16 protein-coding genes are annotated in these 16498 nt (G+C 62.0%); 7 read left to right on the forward strand and 9 right to left on the reverse strand.

Going from position 1 to position 16498, the window contains the following annotated elements:
• Positions 1–154: 154 nt before the first annotated feature.
• The 7 genes from HWY30_RS36085 (at position 155) to HWY30_RS36115 (ending at position 5524) form a co-directional block, all read left to right on the forward strand.
• Entirely contained in the window at positions 155–598 is a 444-nt protein-coding gene (locus HWY30_RS36085; RefSeq protein ID WP_143037324.1) for a ComEC/Rec2 family competence protein, read from the forward strand.
• Positions 595–1248 carry a hypothetical protein gene (locus tag HWY30_RS36090; protein ID WP_090812125.1) on the forward strand — a complete coding sequence of 218 codons (654 nt, stop codon included), beginning with the start codon at positions 595–597 and terminating at the stop codon, positions 1246–1248. Before HWY30_RS36085 ends, HWY30_RS36090 begins: the two co-directional genes overlap by 4 nt.
• Before the next feature lie 63 nt (positions 1249–1311).
• Positions 1312–2655, forward strand: a complete 1344-nt coding sequence (locus HWY30_RS36095; protein WP_425199424.1) for an IS4 family transposase — start codon at positions 1312–1314, stop codon at positions 2653–2655.
• 647 nt (positions 2656–3302) lie between these two features.
• On the forward strand, positions 3303–3500 hold the full coding sequence (locus tag HWY30_RS36100) for a hypothetical protein (RefSeq protein ID WP_090812124.1): 198 nt from the start codon (positions 3303–3305) through the stop codon (positions 3498–3500).
• A 257-nt stretch (positions 3501–3757) separates the two neighbouring features.
• On the forward strand, positions 3758–4324 hold the full coding sequence (gene phaP / locus HWY30_RS36105; RefSeq protein WP_090812582.1) for a TIGR01841 family phasin: 567 nt from the start codon (positions 3758–3760) through the stop codon (positions 4322–4324).
• Between the two features lie 154 nt (positions 4325–4478).
• Positions 4479–5222, forward strand: a complete 744-nt coding sequence (gene phbB / locus HWY30_RS36110) for an acetoacetyl-CoA reductase (protein ID WP_090812123.1) — start codon at positions 4479–4481, stop codon at positions 5220–5222.
• Between the two features lie 149 nt (positions 5223–5371).
• Positions 5372–5524 (forward strand): hypothetical protein, encoded by a 153-nt coding sequence (locus tag HWY30_RS36115; RefSeq protein WP_167368824.1) that lies wholly within the window; start codon positions 5372–5374, stop codon positions 5522–5524.
• Between the two features lie 603 nt (positions 5525–6127).
• On the opposite strand, the gene HWY30_RS36120 is transcribed toward HWY30_RS36115, so the two are convergent.
• From HWY30_RS36120 to HWY30_RS36160, 9 genes are all read right to left on the reverse strand, one after another.
• Entirely contained in the window at positions 6128–7375 is a 1248-nt protein-coding gene (locus HWY30_RS36120; protein ID WP_090812121.1) for an enolase C-terminal domain-like protein, read from the reverse strand.
• Between the two features lie 45 nt (positions 7376–7420).
• Entirely contained in the window at positions 7421–8710 is a 1290-nt protein-coding gene (locus tag HWY30_RS36125) for an MFS transporter (protein WP_090812120.1), read from the reverse strand.
• Between the two features lie 98 nt (positions 8711–8808).
• Positions 8809–9576, reverse strand: coding sequence for an SDR family oxidoreductase (locus tag HWY30_RS36130; RefSeq protein WP_090812119.1), 768 nt, complete (start codon positions 9574–9576; stop codon positions 8809–8811).
• Positions 9577–9667: 91 nt separating this feature from the next.
• The gene (locus HWY30_RS36135; RefSeq protein ID WP_090812118.1) at positions 9668–10387 is read right to left on the reverse strand and encodes a FadR/GntR family transcriptional regulator; all 720 of its coding nucleotides are present in this window, start codon (positions 10385–10387) and stop codon (positions 9668–9670) included.
• 391 nt (positions 10388–10778) lie between these two features.
• Entirely contained in the window at positions 10779–11360 is a 582-nt protein-coding gene (locus tag HWY30_RS42790) for a group II intron maturase-specific domain-containing protein (protein ID WP_341809957.1), read from the reverse strand.
• A gap of 106 nt (positions 11361–11466) precedes the next feature.
• Positions 11467–13047, reverse strand: coding sequence for an aldehyde dehydrogenase (NADP(+)) (locus tag HWY30_RS36145; protein WP_090812581.1), 1581 nt, complete (start codon positions 13045–13047; stop codon positions 11467–11469).
• Positions 13047–14045: an amidohydrolase family protein gene (locus HWY30_RS36150; protein WP_090812117.1), complete on the reverse strand. Its 999-nt coding sequence runs from the start codon at positions 14043–14045 to the stop codon at positions 13047–13049. The genes HWY30_RS36145 and HWY30_RS36150 overlap by 1 nt, the downstream gene beginning before the upstream one ends.
• Positions 14023–14970: a YncE family protein gene (locus tag HWY30_RS36155; RefSeq protein ID WP_090812116.1), complete on the reverse strand. Its 948-nt coding sequence runs from the start codon at positions 14968–14970 to the stop codon at positions 14023–14025. Before HWY30_RS36155 ends, HWY30_RS36150 begins: the two co-directional genes overlap by 23 nt.
• Before the next feature lie 93 nt (positions 14971–15063).
• Positions 15064–16356, reverse strand: a complete 1293-nt coding sequence (locus tag HWY30_RS36160) for an MFS transporter (protein ID WP_090812115.1) — start codon at positions 16354–16356, stop codon at positions 15064–15066.
• Between the last annotated feature and the right edge of the window lie 142 nt (positions 16357–16498).

Consider the following 16498-nt stretch of genomic DNA (forward strand, 5'->3'; position numbering starts at 1 on the left):
TACGCATGTATTTCATTCGCCATTCGAGGTGTTCGAACGTATGCTCGCAACCGCTTCGATAACTTCAGCTTCCGTTCATTAACCCGCTGTTGCGCTTCACCTTTGAAACCGCCCATCCAATAAAGGCAACGACTATCACGAAACGTTGGAGCAATTGCAGAAAGACGATGAATTTTCTGCTGACACTTCTATCCCCAATGCAAGCTCCATCGCGTTCCTCATAAAGTCCGAAGTGGGGACCGCACTACTGCTCGGCGACGCTCTATCACAAACCGTCTCCGACAGTCTTCGCGCTCTTGGGTATTCCGAAAGCAATCGACTGGCCGTCGATATATGCAAGCTATCGCATCATGGGAGCAAAGGAAACACTTGCCCCGAATTCCTTTCGCTTGTCGAAGTCCAGAACTTCATTATTTCTACCAACGGCTCAAATCAGCTACCAGACAAACAGACAATTGCTCGGATATTAAAATACTGTCCATCGAGTAAAATTACTTTCAATTACCCGGAGTTGTTGAAAAAAATATTTCACTCCGACGAACTCGAGAATTATTGCGCTCTTTTGAGCGCCCAGAGTGGGGCGACCGTAGCCAAATGAACTACAGCGACTTCGAAGACAATCTTGTTCGCGTTAATCAGGGAAGTGGCATCCTCGTTCCCGCCATGACAGACGAGTTTTGCTACGTTTTTACAGCCAAGCACAATCTTTCCGCAAATGAAAACACGATTACCGATCGCAACGGCGTCGAACTAGGCAAGGTAAAGTCGGATTTGTGCTTTCCCCATCAGGATCGGGATGCTGCTGTGATCGTTTTGAAGGGAGTGGCGCCGAAGCCTCTCCTCCTTGATTGCCAGTCGCTTGGCCGCAAGCAAGAAATAACTTTAGGCGGTTTTCCATCGACTCGATCGAAATTTGTTGGTGAGGACGCAACGCGTTTTTTTGATGGCGAAATCAAGCGCGCAGACGAATATGAGTTTAGTATTTTTTGCGAAGAATTTCCGACTCAAGACGACATCATGGGAGTCTCAGGGGGAGGAGTTTTCGTCGATTTCGGCAGCGAATGGATACTTGCCGGGATTGAATATAGCGTCGAAAGAGAAGCAGAAGAGAATAATACTCAACTTAAGGTTTGCCGGGTACTGGTATTTGAACAGATCATTAGGGATAACGCCCTACCTCTTGCCATAGCGTTATACACATTTCGTTGTCCGCGCCGCCCGCGCCAGCAAGCCGTTTACATTCAATGACTTGGAGGCTGGGCTTGTAAACTTTGGCCGAATCGCGTCTACTCTTGCAATTTGGGCGGGCGCGTGACGAAGGCTGCACAGCAGTGGATCGAGCAGGAATTTGCGGGGCTGGACCTTGGCGACGCCCGCCTGGACAGGAGGGCAAAGAAATTGATGGAACGACTTGCGGCCAATCCGACGGCCAGTATCCCGCGGGCGTGCGATAGCTGGAGCGAGACGTGCGCAGCGTACCGTTTTTTGCGCAATACGGATGTGGCCTGGGAAGCCATACTGGAGCCGCATTGGGCGAGCACGCAGGAACGCATGCGCAGCCAGTCGGTGGTGCTGTGCATCCAGGACACGACCGAGCTTGATTTCAACGGCCAGGACATCGACGGGCTGGGGCCGTTGAACTACGAAGCAAGGCGCGGGCTGTACTTGCACCCCACCTATGCGGTGACGACCGAACGCGAACCGCTGGGCGTGCTCGACGCGTGGATGTGGGCGCGTGAGGAGCTTGATGCCGATGGCGTTCGTCCTGGTCCGAAAGAAAGCACACGCTGGGTCGAAGGCTACGAGCGCGTGGCGGAAATGGCGCCGGACATGCCGCACACGCGACTGGTGTACGTGGCCGACCGCGAGGCCGACATGGTGCAAATGATGCGCCGGGCCAGCGAGCTGGGCACGCCGGGGGACTGGCTGGTGCGCGCCAAACATGACCGCTGTTTGCCCGGCGGCGACGGCGCCAGGCTGTGGGCGAGTACAACCAGCGCTGAGCCCTTGGGTGAAATCACCTTCGTGACCGGCGCCCGCGAGACTCAGAAGAGTCGCACCGTGCGCCAGCAACTGTGGGCTCGCGAAGTCGAGATCGCGGACGGCGAGCGCGGCAAGATCAAGGTTCACTGCGTAATCGCACGCGAAGTCAGGGCGCCCGCTGGCATCAAGCCGATTGAGTGGCGTTTGCTGACCAACCGAGCCGTCGCAACCCAGGAAGAAGCGGTCGAACTGATCAATTGGTACCGGGCGAGATGGGAAATCGAAATCTATTTCCATGTCCTCAAGAATGGCTGCGAAGTCGAGACCCTGCAATTGGCCGCTGTCGACCGGATTGAGCGCGCGCTGGCCTTGTTCCTGGTGGTGGCTTGGCGCGTGACGTATCTGATGCGCAAAGGCCGAACCTGCCCGGATCTGGATGCCGCCTTGTTCTTCGATCCGGACGAAATTCGTGGCGCCCATCTGCTGGCAAAAAAGAAGATGCCGGCGACGCCGCCCACTGTGAATGAGGTCGTGCGGCTGATTGCGCAAATCGGTGGTTTCCTCGGCCGAAAGAGTGACGGTGAGCCGGGCGCCAAGACCATCTGGCGAGGGCTCGATCAGGTACTCGCTGCCGCTGACACGCTACGCGCGCTCCGCGAAGGGCTCGGCTAATGACTTCTGTATAACGCTATGATGTAAACCTCTGCATAGCGACCCACAAGGGCCATTAAGCTTGAGCTAATGGATGGCGGCTTTCGGCGCAACATGAGACGCCGGTAGTCGACGCCGGGTTTGTCGATCGAGCCTCTCCGCGCATGCCTCTGGTCGCAATCATAACGTTCGTGTCGATGCTCCAGACGGGCGACTGGTGACGCCTGGGCGCTACAGCAACTTGCCCCACGAAATGCGGAAGCGCCTCGACACGGACGTACGTTATGCGGGAAACACGTTGCAATTCAGATTTGGGGTGCCTACTATTATCAGACAAACTGAGCTGTCGTTTACCCTCCTGAACGATCGTGCGACAAGCCGTCGAACCATACGTCTGAAAATCTTCGAACGCCTTTACCGGCGGGGGCGCACGCCCACATGCGTGCAGGTGGCGGCCCACCGTTCGAATGCAATTGTAAGAAAAATGTTAAATCCCACATATTGATCGTGCCGATGGGGACACATTAAGATGATCTCCCGGGCGCGCAGTCGGCATCCGGTTAGCGTGAATCATGCGTGAAAGTCGCATTTCGGGAGACACGATTCTGGTCGTCGCGCGAGAACGGTTGAGCTTTCCGGCAAATTGACACTATCAACAGGAGACAAAGATGCTGAGCCCCCATGAGTTCGCAACCTTGATGCTGATCAAGGACGCGCCCGATCAACTCGGGCTGGATCGTGCGGAGCTGGATATTTTGCTCGAACACCAACTCGTCGCACTCGAAACACTTCCATCCGGCCAGCAACGCCCCCAGATAACCAGCGACGGCGTTTCCATACTCAAAGCTGTCACGCGGTTCGGCTAATGACTTTCGTTAGCGGATCATTGTCCGCCCTATAAAATCCAGCGCCCACCTCCACGGGGCAAGCAATGCAGTTCCTTATCATCGGAATAAGCGGGTCCTCAATAGTACGATAAGTACTACTATTAATTGTCCTGACGCGTGCAAGGCGCAGTCCGCATTGCGCTCGTGTTTTCCGCCAGTCCGTCCACATGACCGCCGCGCACCTCATTGCTATCCGATTGATCGGAAAGGTGCCAGGTCGCCTCAGGAGTTTCGCGATGAACCTATCGACCCCGGAGCAGATTGCAGCATCCCGGAAGGCCAACCTTGATACCGCTTACGGGCTGGCCACAAAGGTAGTCGAGGGGATTGAAAAGCTGGCCGAACTGAATCTGAAAACGATCCAGTCGACGCTGGCCGAAACCCGGCAGAACGCGCTGAAAGTGTTCTCCGTCAAGGATCCGCAGGAGGGGCTCGCGCTGCAAGCCGCTCTCGTTGCGCCGACGGCGGAAAAAGTGCAGTCGTACAGCCGGCAGCTATTCGAGATCATGTCAGCCACCCAGGGCGAATTCGCGCAGGTCGCGCAGACGCAATACGAGGCGTACCACCGCCGGGTGCAAACGCTTGTCGAGGATGTTGCCAGAAGCGCACCGGCCGGTTCCGAAGCTGCCATCTCCGGATGGAAGTCGGCGATGGGCGCCACCCATGCGCTGGTCGAATCCCTGCAGAAAACCAGTCACCAGGCGGTGCAGGTCGCCGGAAGCAGCTTTGACGCCGTTGCGACCGCTGCATCGAAGACTGCCCGGCGCACTGCCGAGCAAGCGTCGGCGGGCACCAGGCGATAGTGTCCGAAGCGGGCCCGGCGCCCGCGTCAGTCAGTCCAATCAGTTGCGTCATACAAAGGAATCCTGTTGATGTTGGCGCATCTGGACGGCCATCAGGCGAGCATCGCCGTTCCGCGTGAGCGAAGAACTCCTCCTTTTACCGGAGACAGGTGAGATGACGAAACAGGTTGCCCTGGTCACAGGCGGAATGGGCGGACTCGGTGAAGCGATCAGCATCAGACAGCACGATGCCGGCTATGCAGTCGTGGTCACCTGCTCGCCGCAGAATACCGGTGCGGACAGCTGGCTGGCCCGCATGGAAGCCGACGGGCGGCAGTTCCGCGCGTATGCCGTCGATGTCGCCGACTACGACTCGTGCCAACGATGCGCCGAGCGGATCAAGGCAGAAGTCGGCCCAGTCGACATCCTGATCAATAACGCCGGCATCACACGGGATGCGGGCTTCAGGAAACTCGACAAAGTCAATTGGGATGCGGTGATCCGCACCAATCTCGACTCGGTGTTCAACATGACGAAGCCGTGGTGCGACAGCATGGTTGAACGAGGCTGGGGCCGCATCATCAACGTGTCGTCGATCATTGGCAACAAGGGCGGTTTCGGTCAGACGAACTATGCGGCCGCCAAAGCGGGCATGCACGGCTTCACGAAATCACTGGCGCTCGAAGTGGCGAAGAAAGGCGTCACGGTCAACACGATCTCGCCCGGCTATATCGCCACGAAAATGGTCACAGCAGTGCCCCAGGACATTCTGGACAGCAGGATCATTCCGCAGATTCCGGTCGGCCGCCTCGGGCAGCCGGATGAAGTGGCTGCGCTGGTTCTGTACCTGTGCTCGCGTGAGGCGGCTTTCGTGACCGGCGCCAACATCGCGATCAATGGCGGCCAGCACCTGCAGTGAACCACCCGGCTTGCAGCCGGGCGACGGAGGTGAACTGGTCTGCAGCCGGTTCACCGCACAACAGGGATGGCGATGGAAGCCTGCGGCCTGGATGGACGGGCTCCGGTAGATCGCCTGGGTCGGTAACGGCAACCGCGGAGGAGAGCGAAATGAGCGACTCATGGGTAGGCATTGTGATGGGTTCGTCTGTGCTGGTGATCGCATCAATGCTCGTGGCCGGCCACTATCGGCGCGAGCAGCGCCGGCGACAGCTCCTCCGGAACCTTGACCACCACGACTGGTGGGACTGGACCCGCCACTGACATTGAGGAGCCTCAGACCGGAGATGGCCTCGCGGCACCGGGCCGCATATAGCCTCGTGCACCCGTTATCGATCTGTGGCACGTCAACCGAATGGAGGTTGCGTGAGTCGAATCGCCGACAGTGCGCAAAATGGTGCGAGCGAAGTTGGACGGCAATCAACGAGTTCGACATTGAAGTGGCGGTTGAGACTGACTTCAGCTGGAAGATCAGGCGCGGCCTACCGACCAGCCTGGCATATGTGGCGATCATGCGAATCAAGCCCGTCGAGCAGTCCCGGAATATGGGTCACGAATGCAGCATGGCATGAAAAATCCCTTCGTGATACGCGTAGGCGGGACGCTGCGGTCGCAGTAAGTACTGGAACGCGAACGGCTGATCGTCGCCGCACTCCCGCCATCCCGCGCGGCATCTCGATCGGCCGTTCCTGGCCGATGTCTGCCGAATCCGGAAGTCGACCAATGACCCGAACTGTATCGGTGGCCCCGATGCCTACTACGATTTCCCATTATCGGTATATCCGAGGCCACCAAGGATAGCCAGCTTGCGACGTAAAGCATGCCCAAGCCGTTCAGACAACGAATACGCCCGGCGCTTGCTCTCAATCAAGGCGTCTGCAAGGTGCCGTCTTTCAACCGGGTTTGGGTCCAGGTCGTCACGGTGTTTTCACACGGGTACTTTGTCGCTTCAGCTTCGTCGATATCGACTCCGAGACCGGGTTTGTCGTTCGCATACACGTGCCCGTTGCGGAACTCGGGCAAGCCTGGGAAGACGTCCAGCAATGCCGCCCGCGGACCCTTCAGGGCTTGGATGACAAAGTTGGGCGGCTCGGTGCCCGACCATTCCTGAACCCCGAAATTGCGCGCAGCGAGATCGATATGAATGTTCGCCGCGTGAGCCATCGGCGACATATCGCCCGGACCATGCCAGGCTGTCCTCACGCCAAATTGTTCGGCGAATATCTGCAGCTTGCGTCCGGCAGTAATCCCGCCGATCTGGCTCAGGTGAACGCGTATAAAGTCGATCAGGCGCTCAGTGATCATGAAGCGCCATTCATACGGGTTGTTGAAGAGTTCGCCCTGAGCGAGAGGTGTCGTCGTCTTTGTGCGCAGTTGCCGTATCCATTCGCCCTCTTCTAGCGCAATCGCATCTTCAAGGAAGAACAGCTCGTATTGCTCGAGCTCGCACGCGAAGCGGATCGCTTCGACAGGTTTGAGCCGCTCATGCACGTCGTGACACAACTCGACGTCGAAGCCGACCTTGCTGCGAATGCCGTCGAAGAGTTTGAGGGTCTCGCGCATGTACTTCCTGCTGTCGAGATACACGCCCTCAGGCGCGCGCGCCGGCGCGCCCAATGGCGCCTTGCCATAGCCGCCTCCGCCGTAGCCGCCGCTTTGACAGCGAATGTGCGTGATGCCCTGCTCCCGATACTTCTGGATGTTCTCGCACAACTCGTTGAGATCACGCCCGTCCGCATGGCGATAGATGGGCACCCCTTCCCTGCACTTGCCGCCGAAGAGTTGATAGAGCGGCATGCCCGCCATTTTGCCCTTGATGTCCCATAAAGCCATGTCGATGCCCGAGATCGCATTGTTCTCGATGGGGCCGTTGCGCCAGTACGCGTTCTGGTGCATCAGTTGCCACAGCTCCTCAATCGCCTCGGCGTCCCTGCCGATCAGAAGCGGTCGCAAATACTCCTCGACCAGACATTTGACCGCTACATGCCGATACGCAAACGTCGCGCAACCGAGCCCATACAGTCCAGCCTGATTGGTCTCCACCTTGACGACGATCAGGTTGATGCCTTCCGGCGCGGTCAGGATGACCTTTACATCGGTGATCAGCGTTGTCATGTTGTTCCTGCCATTGCAAATGTTGAGTCGTGGCGTGGCGGTTTATCAGCGGCTCACTGCGAGGCGCCCTTCCTGCTTCGAGCGCTGACCGGAGTGCTCAGGCACGGTGATCATCAGAATCACAGAGCAGAGCAGCGCGCCCGCCATGAACATGTACGACGCCGCCGGGCTACCCGTCGCACCGTTCAGATAGCCGACGATCCAGGAGCCGAGAAACGCGCCCATTGCGCCGCATGAGTTGATGAGTCCGATCGCGCCGCCCAGCACGTTGCTCGGGATGAGTTCGGGAACGAGCGCGAAGAAGGGTCCATACGGTGCATACATCGTTGCACCTGCCACGACCAGCAACGCAAACGAGGTCCAGAAGTGCGAGCTGCCGATCATGTACGAACCCACGAATGCAATCGTCCCGATCAGCAGCGGCGGCCAGACGAACAGCTTGCGGTTGCGGGTCTTGTCGGACAGCCATGATGCGAGCAGCATCAGGATGATCGCAGCGAGATACGGAACGGCGGCAAGCCAGCCGACCGACACGATATCGATCGTCGAAGCCGTCTTGAGAATCGACGGCAGCCACATGATGAAACCGTACACACCCACGCTCCACAGCGCGTGGATCGCACAGCATTTCAGCACGATCGATGAGCGGAATGCGGTCTTGTAGTCGCGCACCGGCGCAATGTCGGCCTGTTCGGCCTTCAGGCGCGCCTGCAGTTCGGTCTTTTCTGCTTCGCTCATCCAGGGCGCGTCAGCCGGCTTGTCCTTGACCGTGAACCACCACACGACGGCCCACGCCAGCGCAGGTATGCCTTCAATCACGAACATCTCGCGCCAGCCGAAGCTGTGCACCAGATAGCCGGACACCACCGACATCCACAGCACCGTCACAGGGTTGCCGAGAATCAGGAACGTGTTGGCGCGCGAACGTTCTGTTCGCGTGAACCACCGGCTGATATACATCAGCATCGACGGCATCACTGCGGCCTCCACGACGCCGAGCACAAAACGCAGCACCATCAGCATTGGAATGTTGCTGACCATGCCCGTCGCTGCGGCACAGAGGCCCCACAGGATCAGGCTGAAGAAAATCAGTTTCTTGACGCTGTTGCGCTGCGCGTAGATCGCGCCGGGCACCTGAAACAGACAGTAGCCGAGAAAAAACAGTGAGCCGATCAGCGACGACATGCCGTGCGTGATGCCGAGGTCCTTGTCGATTCCGGTGGCCGCGGCGAAACCGTAGTTCGCACGATCGAGATAGGCGAGGCTGTAAGTGATGAAGATGATAGGCATCAGATACCACCATCTCTGGGTTGCTACGGGTTTGACGCTTTCCATGATGTCTCCGATCGGTGCCGCGAAAGACGGCACACACTGTGTGATGAGCGGGGATCGTGCCGTTCTTCTAGTTGTGATAGACCCCTCGTGAGTTGCTTTCAAAGCACGGCCAGCCAGCCTCCGTCGACATAGATGATCTGGCCGTTGACGTAGCTCGATGCGGGCGACGCAAGAAACACCGCCGTGCCGACGAGTTCTTCCGGTCTGCCCCAGCGTTGCGACGGGTTGCTGTTCTTGACCCAGGCATCGAAGGCGGCGTTCTCGACGAGGGCCTGATTCATATCGGTCAGGATGTAGCCGGGACCGATCGCGTTCGCCTGGATGTTCGATGCGGCCCACTCGGCGCTCATCGCGCGGGTCAGCATCTTGATGCCGCCCTTCGCCGCGGTGTATGCGCCCACCGTCGCGCGAGCGGCCTCACTGGTGAGCGAGCCGATGTTGACGATCTTGCCGCCCGTGCCGCGCGCGATCATCCGTTGTGCCGCCTGCTTCGATACGATGAAGGCACTGGTCAGGTTGGTGTCGATCACGCGCTGCCAGTCCGACAGTTCGAGCTCGACCAGCGGCTTGCGAAACTGGATGCCGGCGTTATTGATGACGATGTCGATCTTCACGCCGTCTTTGTCCCATTGGGCGAACGCATCGGCTACGGCCTGTTCGTCCGTCACGTCGAAGGCTCGGCCTTGCGCGCTGAAGCCCTTCGCATCCAGCCGGCTGACCGCGTCGGCGACCGTATCGGCGCGTGTGCCGTTAAGGATCACGCGCGCGCCTGCGGTTGCGAGTCCCTCGGCAAGCGCAAAGCCGATGCCGCGGGCCGAACCCGTGACGAGCGCCGTGCGCCCGCTCAAATTGAATAGCTGATTCATGCGTTGTTCCTTTCCCAGTGTTCAAAAACGAGGCGTAATGGCGCCCCTCGCGACAGGGCTTGCGTCGCGATGATGGTGAAAACAGGAAGCGTCAGACGGGCCGGTCGTTGGCGGTTTGCCTGAGCTTGTCGCGGTCTTCGAAGTCCTTCTCCGCGCGCTCGATCAGCGTCAGTACCGCGGCCTCCGCGGCCGCTTCATCGCCCCTTTCGATCGCCACGCAAAGAGCTTCATGCATCGGCAGCGAACGCGCCGGACCACCGGCGATTTCGGAGCTGAGTTCAAAGCTCGTCCGCAGAATCGCCGACAGCGCGTTTTGCATCTGCTGGACAAACTGGTTATGGCAGGCGCTCAGGATTGCGCCGTGAAAGGCGAGATCGGCGGGAACATATTCGCCATGGCCAGCGACTGCGCGTTCCATCGCCTTGAAAGCGCGACGCACGGCAACGCGGTCTTCTTCGGTCGCGCGCCGGGCGGCGAGTTTGGCTGCGTTCGGTTCGATGATGAGGCGCAACTCCATCAGGTCCTGGATCAGGCCGGCGTCAACCGCCCCCGCCCGCGCGCGCCACGTGATCACGTCCGGGTCGAACAGTTGCCATTGCGAACGCGGCAGCACGATCGTGCCGTAACGGCGGCGCACCTGGAGCATGCCTTTCGCCGACAGCGACTTCATCGTCTCGCGAATCGTGATGCGACTGACCTGCATTTGCTCGGCGAGCACGGGCTCAGCCGGAAGGATGTCGCCCGGCGCGAACTTGCCTGAACAGATCTGTTCGCCCATCTGGTTCAGGACCTGCCGATGAAGCGTTTCCATGTTTTGCCTCTACATCATACGTATGATGTTAAAATACTAGGCAAATGACCGACCGGGTTCAACCAGGGATCTCCCTGTATCTGACCAATGGGATTAGCAGCCCTTTCGCGTGGGCGATTAACTATCGCTGAGTGGGTTTCCGCGTGCATGTCCCGCGTGCCCGTCGAAAGCAAGCAGCCGCGGTTCCCCGGGCGCGCCCGATGCCAGTTTCAATCCCGATTGTTGTTAGTAGGAGGGCGCTTAACGGCCTTGGGCTTGTGTGACGAGTAAGGTTAGCGCCGCAATCTGTTTGCGTTTGGCCGAGCCATCCGTCGCATGTCGGTATCGAGACGTGGCGCGGTAGCGGTAGGTTCGATTTGTCTGTTGCCGCCTCTTTCGTCTGGCGGCAGGTTCACAACCAGGGACCAGTCAGACGCACGAGAGCGAAGTGCTCGTAGCGGTGCTGGGATGGATAAGTCCCGCCCCTGCGACGTCGAACCTTGTACTTGTTGCGTAACCACCGACGCAGACGCAACCGCGCAGCGGTGTGGCTGTCGAGCGCGCGATACGCGCGTCTGTCCGTTCCTACGTTGAAGTAGTTCGCCCAGCCTCGTAGCGAGCGGTTCAACCTGCCCACCAGTTCCGTGGTTTCTTGCCATACCGTCTTAAGAGCGGTCATTGCATGAATCTTTTCTAGCATACGCCGGATACTCTTCTTCGACGGACGCATGCCGATTGAACTGCGGTGGCGGTCGGCGATAGGACTGCGCCGACGTGGGCTACGCGACCATCCACCAAAGGCCACAGCCGACCCGACGCGGTCGGCCGAAGTCGACCCGGTGCGGACGGTCCCAGCCGTCGCAAGCATACGGCAGGTCTGGAGCGTACAGCGGTCAGTCAGGACGTGAAGCTCGGCGCCGGCACCAACGGAGTGGGCTTCGACGTCGGCATGGGCGGGAGGTTCGACGATGGTCGATTGGCAGGCACTCATCATAGTCGACGACGCGCGGGCGAGGCCGCAGGACAAAATCCCGCGCTCACGCCGCGACGCGCGGATCGCGCGCGCATGCGGCGCGATCCGCGATTCATCGTGTGCCAGGTTAGCCGTGGCCGAGCCGGCCGTCGCGCACCCGCCAGAGATCGAGCGGGTTGTCGTCTTGCAGCGCGGGCGGCAGCAGTTCCGCAGGTAGATCCTGATAGCAAACCGGCCGCAGAAAACGCTCGATCGCCATCGCGCCGACCGATGTCATGCGCGGATCGGACGTCGCCGGGAACGGCCCGCCATGCACCATCGCATGCGACACCTCGACGCCGGTCGGATAGCCGTTCGCGAGAATCCGTCCCGCCTTGCGTTCGAGCGTCGGCAGCAGGCGCCGCGCGAGCGCGACGTCGTCCGCCTCGACGTGCAGCGTCGCCGTGAGCTGCCCTCCGACGTGCTCCGCGAGCGCGATCATTTCGTCGACGTTCCTGCAGATCACGATCAGCGACGTCGGCCCGAAGATCTCGTCCTCGAGTTGCGGGTCCGACACGAACGCTTGCTGCGTCGTCGCGAACAACGCCGGGCACGCGGCGCTTTTCGCGTCCGTGTCGGCGCCGCGCGCGAGCGCACACACGTTCGCGCCCGCCGCACGCTCGGCGATGCCGTTCGCATACGCGGCTGCAATGCCAGCGGTCAGCATCGTCTGCGCGCCCTTCTGCCCGAGCGCCTGCGCAGCCGCATCGACGAACACCTGCGTATCTGGCCCGTCGAGCACGACAACGAGGCCCGGATTCGTGCAGAACTGCCCGACGCCGAGCGTCAGCGAATCGACGAACCCGCGCGCGATCTCCGCGCCGCGCTTCGCGAGCGCGCCCGGCAGCACAAAGAATGGATTGATGCTGCTCATCTCCGCATACACCGGAATCGGCTCACGACGCTTCGCGGCGATGTCCATCAGCGCGAGGCCGCCGCCGCGCGAGCCGGTGAAGCCGACCGCCTTGATCGCCGGATGCGCGACGAGCGCCTCGCCGATCGCGTTGCCCGCGCCGATCACGAGCGAGAACGTGCCTTCCGGCAGCCCGCACGCGCGCACCGCCTGCTGGATCGCGCGCCCGACGAGCTCCGACGTGCCGAGATGCGCGGGATGCGCCTTCACGATGACCGGGCACCCGGCCGCGAACGCGGATGCGGTATCGCCGCCCGCGACCGAGAACGCAAGCGGGAAATTGCTCGCGCCGAACACCGCAACCGGCCCGACCGGAATCTTCTGCAGACGCAGATCGGCACGCGGCAGCGGCTTGCGCTCGGGCTGCGCGGAATCGATCGTCGCGGCGAGCCAGCGCCCGTCTCGTATGTGCGACGCAAAGAGCCGCAATTGCCCGACCGTCCGCCCGCGCTCGCCTTCGAGCCGCGCGACCGGCAGTGCCGATTCCTGATGCGCGCGCTCGATCAGCGCGTCGCCGAGCGCGAGAATGTTCTCGGCGATCGTCTCGAGAAAGCGCGCGCGCGTTTCGAACGGCGCCGCCCGGAACGCATCGAACGCCGCGTGCGCGAGCCTGCACGCGCGATCGACGTCGTCCGCGCTGCTCGCGCCGAACGGCAGCTCGAGCGCCGTGCCGCGCGCCGGGTCGAACGCGAACATCGTCCCTTCCGCGCCGCGTACCGAGGCGCCGCCAATCAACATCTCTCCGGTGATCTGCATCATCGTCCTGTCTGTGTGTCCAGTTTGCGAGGTTCGTCGAGATCGATCCGGTAGATCCGGATCGCGTTGTCATGCCAGATCGCGCGGCGTGCCGCGTCGCTCAGCTGCCGGTCCGCCATCGCGGCCGCGAACGTCTGCACCAGCGCCGGATACGCGATCCGCAATCCGGCGACCGGGAAGTTGCTCGCGAACATGCAGCGTTCGGCGCCGAAGATCGCGACCGCGTCGCCGATGATCCGGCGATTCTCCGCGTCGTTCCATGCGGCGTCGCGCAGCCCGAATTCGGACAGCTTCACCGACACGCGCGGCTGCTCGGCGAGCGCCTCCATCCCGCGCCGCCAGCGCGCGAGGCCTGTGTCCGAACGGTCCCACGGCAGCCCCGCGTGTTCGAGCACGACGTCGACGGCCGGCGCATCGGCGAGCCGCGCGGCCGTTTCGTCGAGATGCCAGAACGGCACGCGCAGATCCCAGCGCAGCTCATGCGCGGCGAGCCGTTCGAGCGCGCGCGGCCAGCGCGGGTCGCTCAGCGTGCCAGGGCCGTCGACCGTGGCGTCCGGCGTCGCCGACGTGCGCGGCTTGAAGCGCACGCCGCGCACGAGCGGATACGCGGCCTGCTCGGCGAGGCGCTCATCGGCATCGTCGGCGAGCAGGTCGACCCACGCGACGACTGCCGACGGAATCGGATGACGCACCACGACGTCATGCAGCCAGCGCGTTTCCGCGAGCGCGTCGTCGCGCAGGCACTCCGCCTCGACGTGCACGCTCGCGACGACCGGCGCGCCGCCGGCCGCGCGCCGGAATTCGTCGACGCCGAAGTCGTTGCGCAGGTCCGCGTAATCGCCGAGGATGAAGTGCTCGGGATCGTACGCGCCCTGCAACCATGGATAGCGGACGTCGCCGTTCAGGCGCCACAAGTGATGGTGCGCGTCGACGATCGCATCGGGCAGCGCGAGCGCCGCGTCGTCCGCGCGCGGATCAGCGACCGCCTGCGAGCACATAGGACGCGTCCGGCTCGCGCAGCGTCGGCATCTCGTTGACGAAGCGCCACGCAGTCAGGTCGAGTTCGCGCACGTGATCGTCCTGGAACGACACGTACGCGGCGGGCCGCGACGGATGGAACGACAGCGCGGTCGGATTCGCCGGCAACGCGATGCGCTCGATTTCCTCGAGCCGCTCCGCGTCGAACACCGAGATCGACTGCTCGCCCGAATTCGTCAGCAGCAGCAGGTCGCGGCCGTCGACCGAACTCGTCCGGTAAATGCGGTTCGGATCGCTGCGCGTCTTCGCGCGGCGGCCGCAGGTCATCGTCGCGGTGTCGATCGGGACGAGCGTGTCGTCGCCGCGGTTTGCGACGAAAAGCGTCTTCTCGTCGCTCGACAGAGCGTTGCCTTCGGGGCGCGGCCCCGGCATCACCGCGCGCGGCGTCACCGTCGCATCGCGCGGATCGAACTGCGTGACCGTGTTCGACAGCAGATGCACGCCGTATGCGCGGCTCGCGTCGCGCGTCAATGTGACGAGGTGCGTCTTCACGCCGCCGGATGGCACCGCCATGTTCGGCACCGTCTGCTCGCGCGGACGATCGAACACGAGCAGCATGTCGCTCGCCTCGCTCATCGCATACAGGCGCCCGTCGGCGTCGCTCGCCATCCCGTGCGGCCGGTAGTACGGCCAAAGGTCGAGGATCCGCGTGAGTTTGCGCTCGTGCAGATCGATCTCGGCGATCCGGTGATCGCCGTCCTGGCCGCGCGTCCACGCGGTTTCGATCCCGAAGATGCCGACGTACGCGAAGCGGCGCTCCGCGTCGACAGTGAACTCGTGTGGGAAGCTCGGCAGCACGATGTGCTTGAGCGCCGCTTTCGTCTCGAGATCGTAGAAGCTGAAGGTATGGGCGCATTTCTGCACCAGCAGCAAAATGTCGTTCATCGTGAATCTCCGTCCTTCGAGGTTTCGCCGCGGCTCGCATATCGTGCCGCGGCGAGTGTGGGTTCGTTGCGTTCGCAACCGTCAGTCGGTTTCTCAGTCCTCGCAGAGCTTCGGCAGCGTCAGCGCGAGCAGGCCGGCCACCGCGAGCGTGACCGCGAGGCTGTACACGCCGGCCGCGGAGCTCACGTGCTGGGTCAGCACACCGACCGCGTACGGGCCGCAGAAGCCGCCGAGGTTGCCGAGCGCGTTAATCAGGCCGCGCGCACTGCCGGCGGTCTCAGGGCTGCAGAGCTTCGGCGGAATCGCCCAGAACACGCCGGCCGCCGCTTGCAGGAAGAAGCCGCAGCCGATCAGGAACGCGAACGACACGAGCATCGTTTCGTGCGTCAGCACCGACAGCGTGAGGCATGCGGCGAAGCCGACGAGCGGCAGCAGCACGAACAGGCGGCGCTTGCCGGTCCGGTCGGACAGATACGACGTCGCGAACATGCCGACCATCATCGCGATGTACGGCAGCATCGCGAGCAGGCCGATCTTGCCCATCCCGGTGTGCGTGAGGTTCTTCAGCAGCGTCGGCAACCACATCGTGTAGCCGTAGATGCCGACCTGGTAGCAGAAGTTGATCGCGATCAGCAGCCAGATCGTCGGGTTGCACATCATCGCGCCGAACGACGCCGCGTCCGGCTTGCCCGACGCGCGCTTGCGCTCCTGCTCTTCGCGCAGCGCGTCGAGGATGTACGCCTTCTCGCGCGGCGACACCCAGCGCGCGGTCCCGGGGCCGTCGTCGGCGAACAGCATCCAGACGATCAGGAACAGCAGCGACAGCACGCCCGTACTGAAGAACAGGTGGCGCCAGTCGTACGCGGCGAGAATGTAGCCGGACAGCGGCGCGGTGATCATCCCGGCGAGCGGCACGAACATGATGACCATCGCGTTCGCGCGCCCGCGTTCGCGATCGGGGAACCAGTTGCTGACCATCGTCAGCACGACGGGCAGCATCCCGCCTTCGGCGACGCCGAGCAGGAAGCGCAGCGTCAGCAGCTCCCACGTATGCGTGACGAGACCGGTCAGCCCCGACAGCGCGGCCCAACTGATGAGCGACCACGCGATGAATTTCTTGCCGCTGCCGAGCGCCGCGCGCTTGCCGCCGGGAATCTGGAGGAACAGGTAGCCGAAGAAGAAGATCCCGCCGGCCAGACCGGCCATCGTCGCGTCCATGCCGAGATCGGCGTTCATCCCGCCCGGCATCGCGAACGCGATGTTCACGCGATCCATGTAAGAGATGATGCACGTGAGCAGCAGCGGCGGAATCACGCGCAGCCAGCGGCGGCGTGGAATGGCTTCGCCGGTGTCGTAAGCCGGGTTGGCCGGGGTCAGCACAGTCATGGTGTCTCCAGTTTTGGTGGTCGGCAGCGACGGACTTCTGATGGACCGCCTGTCACGCCGTGACGAACCGGCACGGAGCCGGCCGCCAGCGCGGAACGCATGTGCGTTCCGCCTCTGCGCGGACGCCTGCCCGTCCGCGCGG

This window comes from Paraburkholderia tuberum STM678, assembly GCF_902833905.1.
In the GTDB taxonomy this organism is placed as follows: domain Bacteria; phylum Pseudomonadota; class Gammaproteobacteria; order Burkholderiales; family Burkholderiaceae; genus Paraburkholderia; species Paraburkholderia tuberum.

Excerpts from the sequence above, each read along its gene's own strand:
- phbB (WP_090812123.1), top strand. The coding sequence starts at position 4,479 with ATGACGAAACAGGTTGCCCTGGTCACAGGCGGAATGGGCGGACTCGGT.
- HWY30_RS36155 (WP_090812116.1), bottom strand. The coding sequence starts at position 14,970 with ATGAACGACATTTTGCTGCTGGTGCAGAAATGCGCCCATACCTTCAGC.
- HWY30_RS36135 (WP_090812118.1), bottom strand. The coding sequence starts at position 10,387 with ATGGAAACGCTTCATCGGCAGGTCCTGAACCAGATGGGCGAACAGATC.
- HWY30_RS36160 (WP_090812115.1), bottom strand. The coding sequence starts at position 16,356 with ATGACTGTGCTGACCCCGGCCAACCCGGCTTACGACACCGGCGAAGCC.
- HWY30_RS36120 (WP_090812121.1), bottom strand. The coding sequence starts at position 7,375 with ATGACAACGCTGATCACCGATGTAAAGGTCATCCTGACCGCGCCGGAA.
- HWY30_RS42790 (WP_341809957.1), bottom strand. The coding sequence starts at position 11,360 with ATGATGAGTGCCTGCCAATCGACCATCGTCGAACCTCCCGCCCATGCC.
- HWY30_RS36125 (WP_090812120.1), bottom strand. The coding sequence starts at position 8,710 with ATGGAAAGCGTCAAACCCGTAGCAACCCAGAGATGGTGGTATCTGATG.
- HWY30_RS36150 (WP_090812117.1), bottom strand. The coding sequence starts at position 14,045 with ATGTGCTCGCAGGCGGTCGCTGATCCGCGCGCGGACGACGCGGCGCTC.
- HWY30_RS36100 (WP_090812124.1), top strand. The coding sequence starts at position 3,303 with ATGCTGAGCCCCCATGAGTTCGCAACCTTGATGCTGATCAAGGACGCG.
- HWY30_RS36130 (WP_090812119.1), bottom strand. The coding sequence starts at position 9,576 with ATGAATCAGCTATTCAATTTGAGCGGGCGCACGGCGCTCGTCACGGGT.
- HWY30_RS36115 (WP_167368824.1), top strand. The coding sequence starts at position 5,372 with ATGAGCGACTCATGGGTAGGCATTGTGATGGGTTCGTCTGTGCTGGTG.
- HWY30_RS36090 (WP_090812125.1), top strand. The coding sequence starts at position 595 with ATGAACTACAGCGACTTCGAAGACAATCTTGTTCGCGTTAATCAGGGA.
- phaP (WP_090812582.1), top strand. The coding sequence starts at position 3,758 with ATGAACCTATCGACCCCGGAGCAGATTGCAGCATCCCGGAAGGCCAAC.
- HWY30_RS36145 (WP_090812581.1), bottom strand. The coding sequence starts at position 13,047 with ATGCAGATCACCGGAGAGATGTTGATTGGCGGCGCCTCGGTACGCGGC.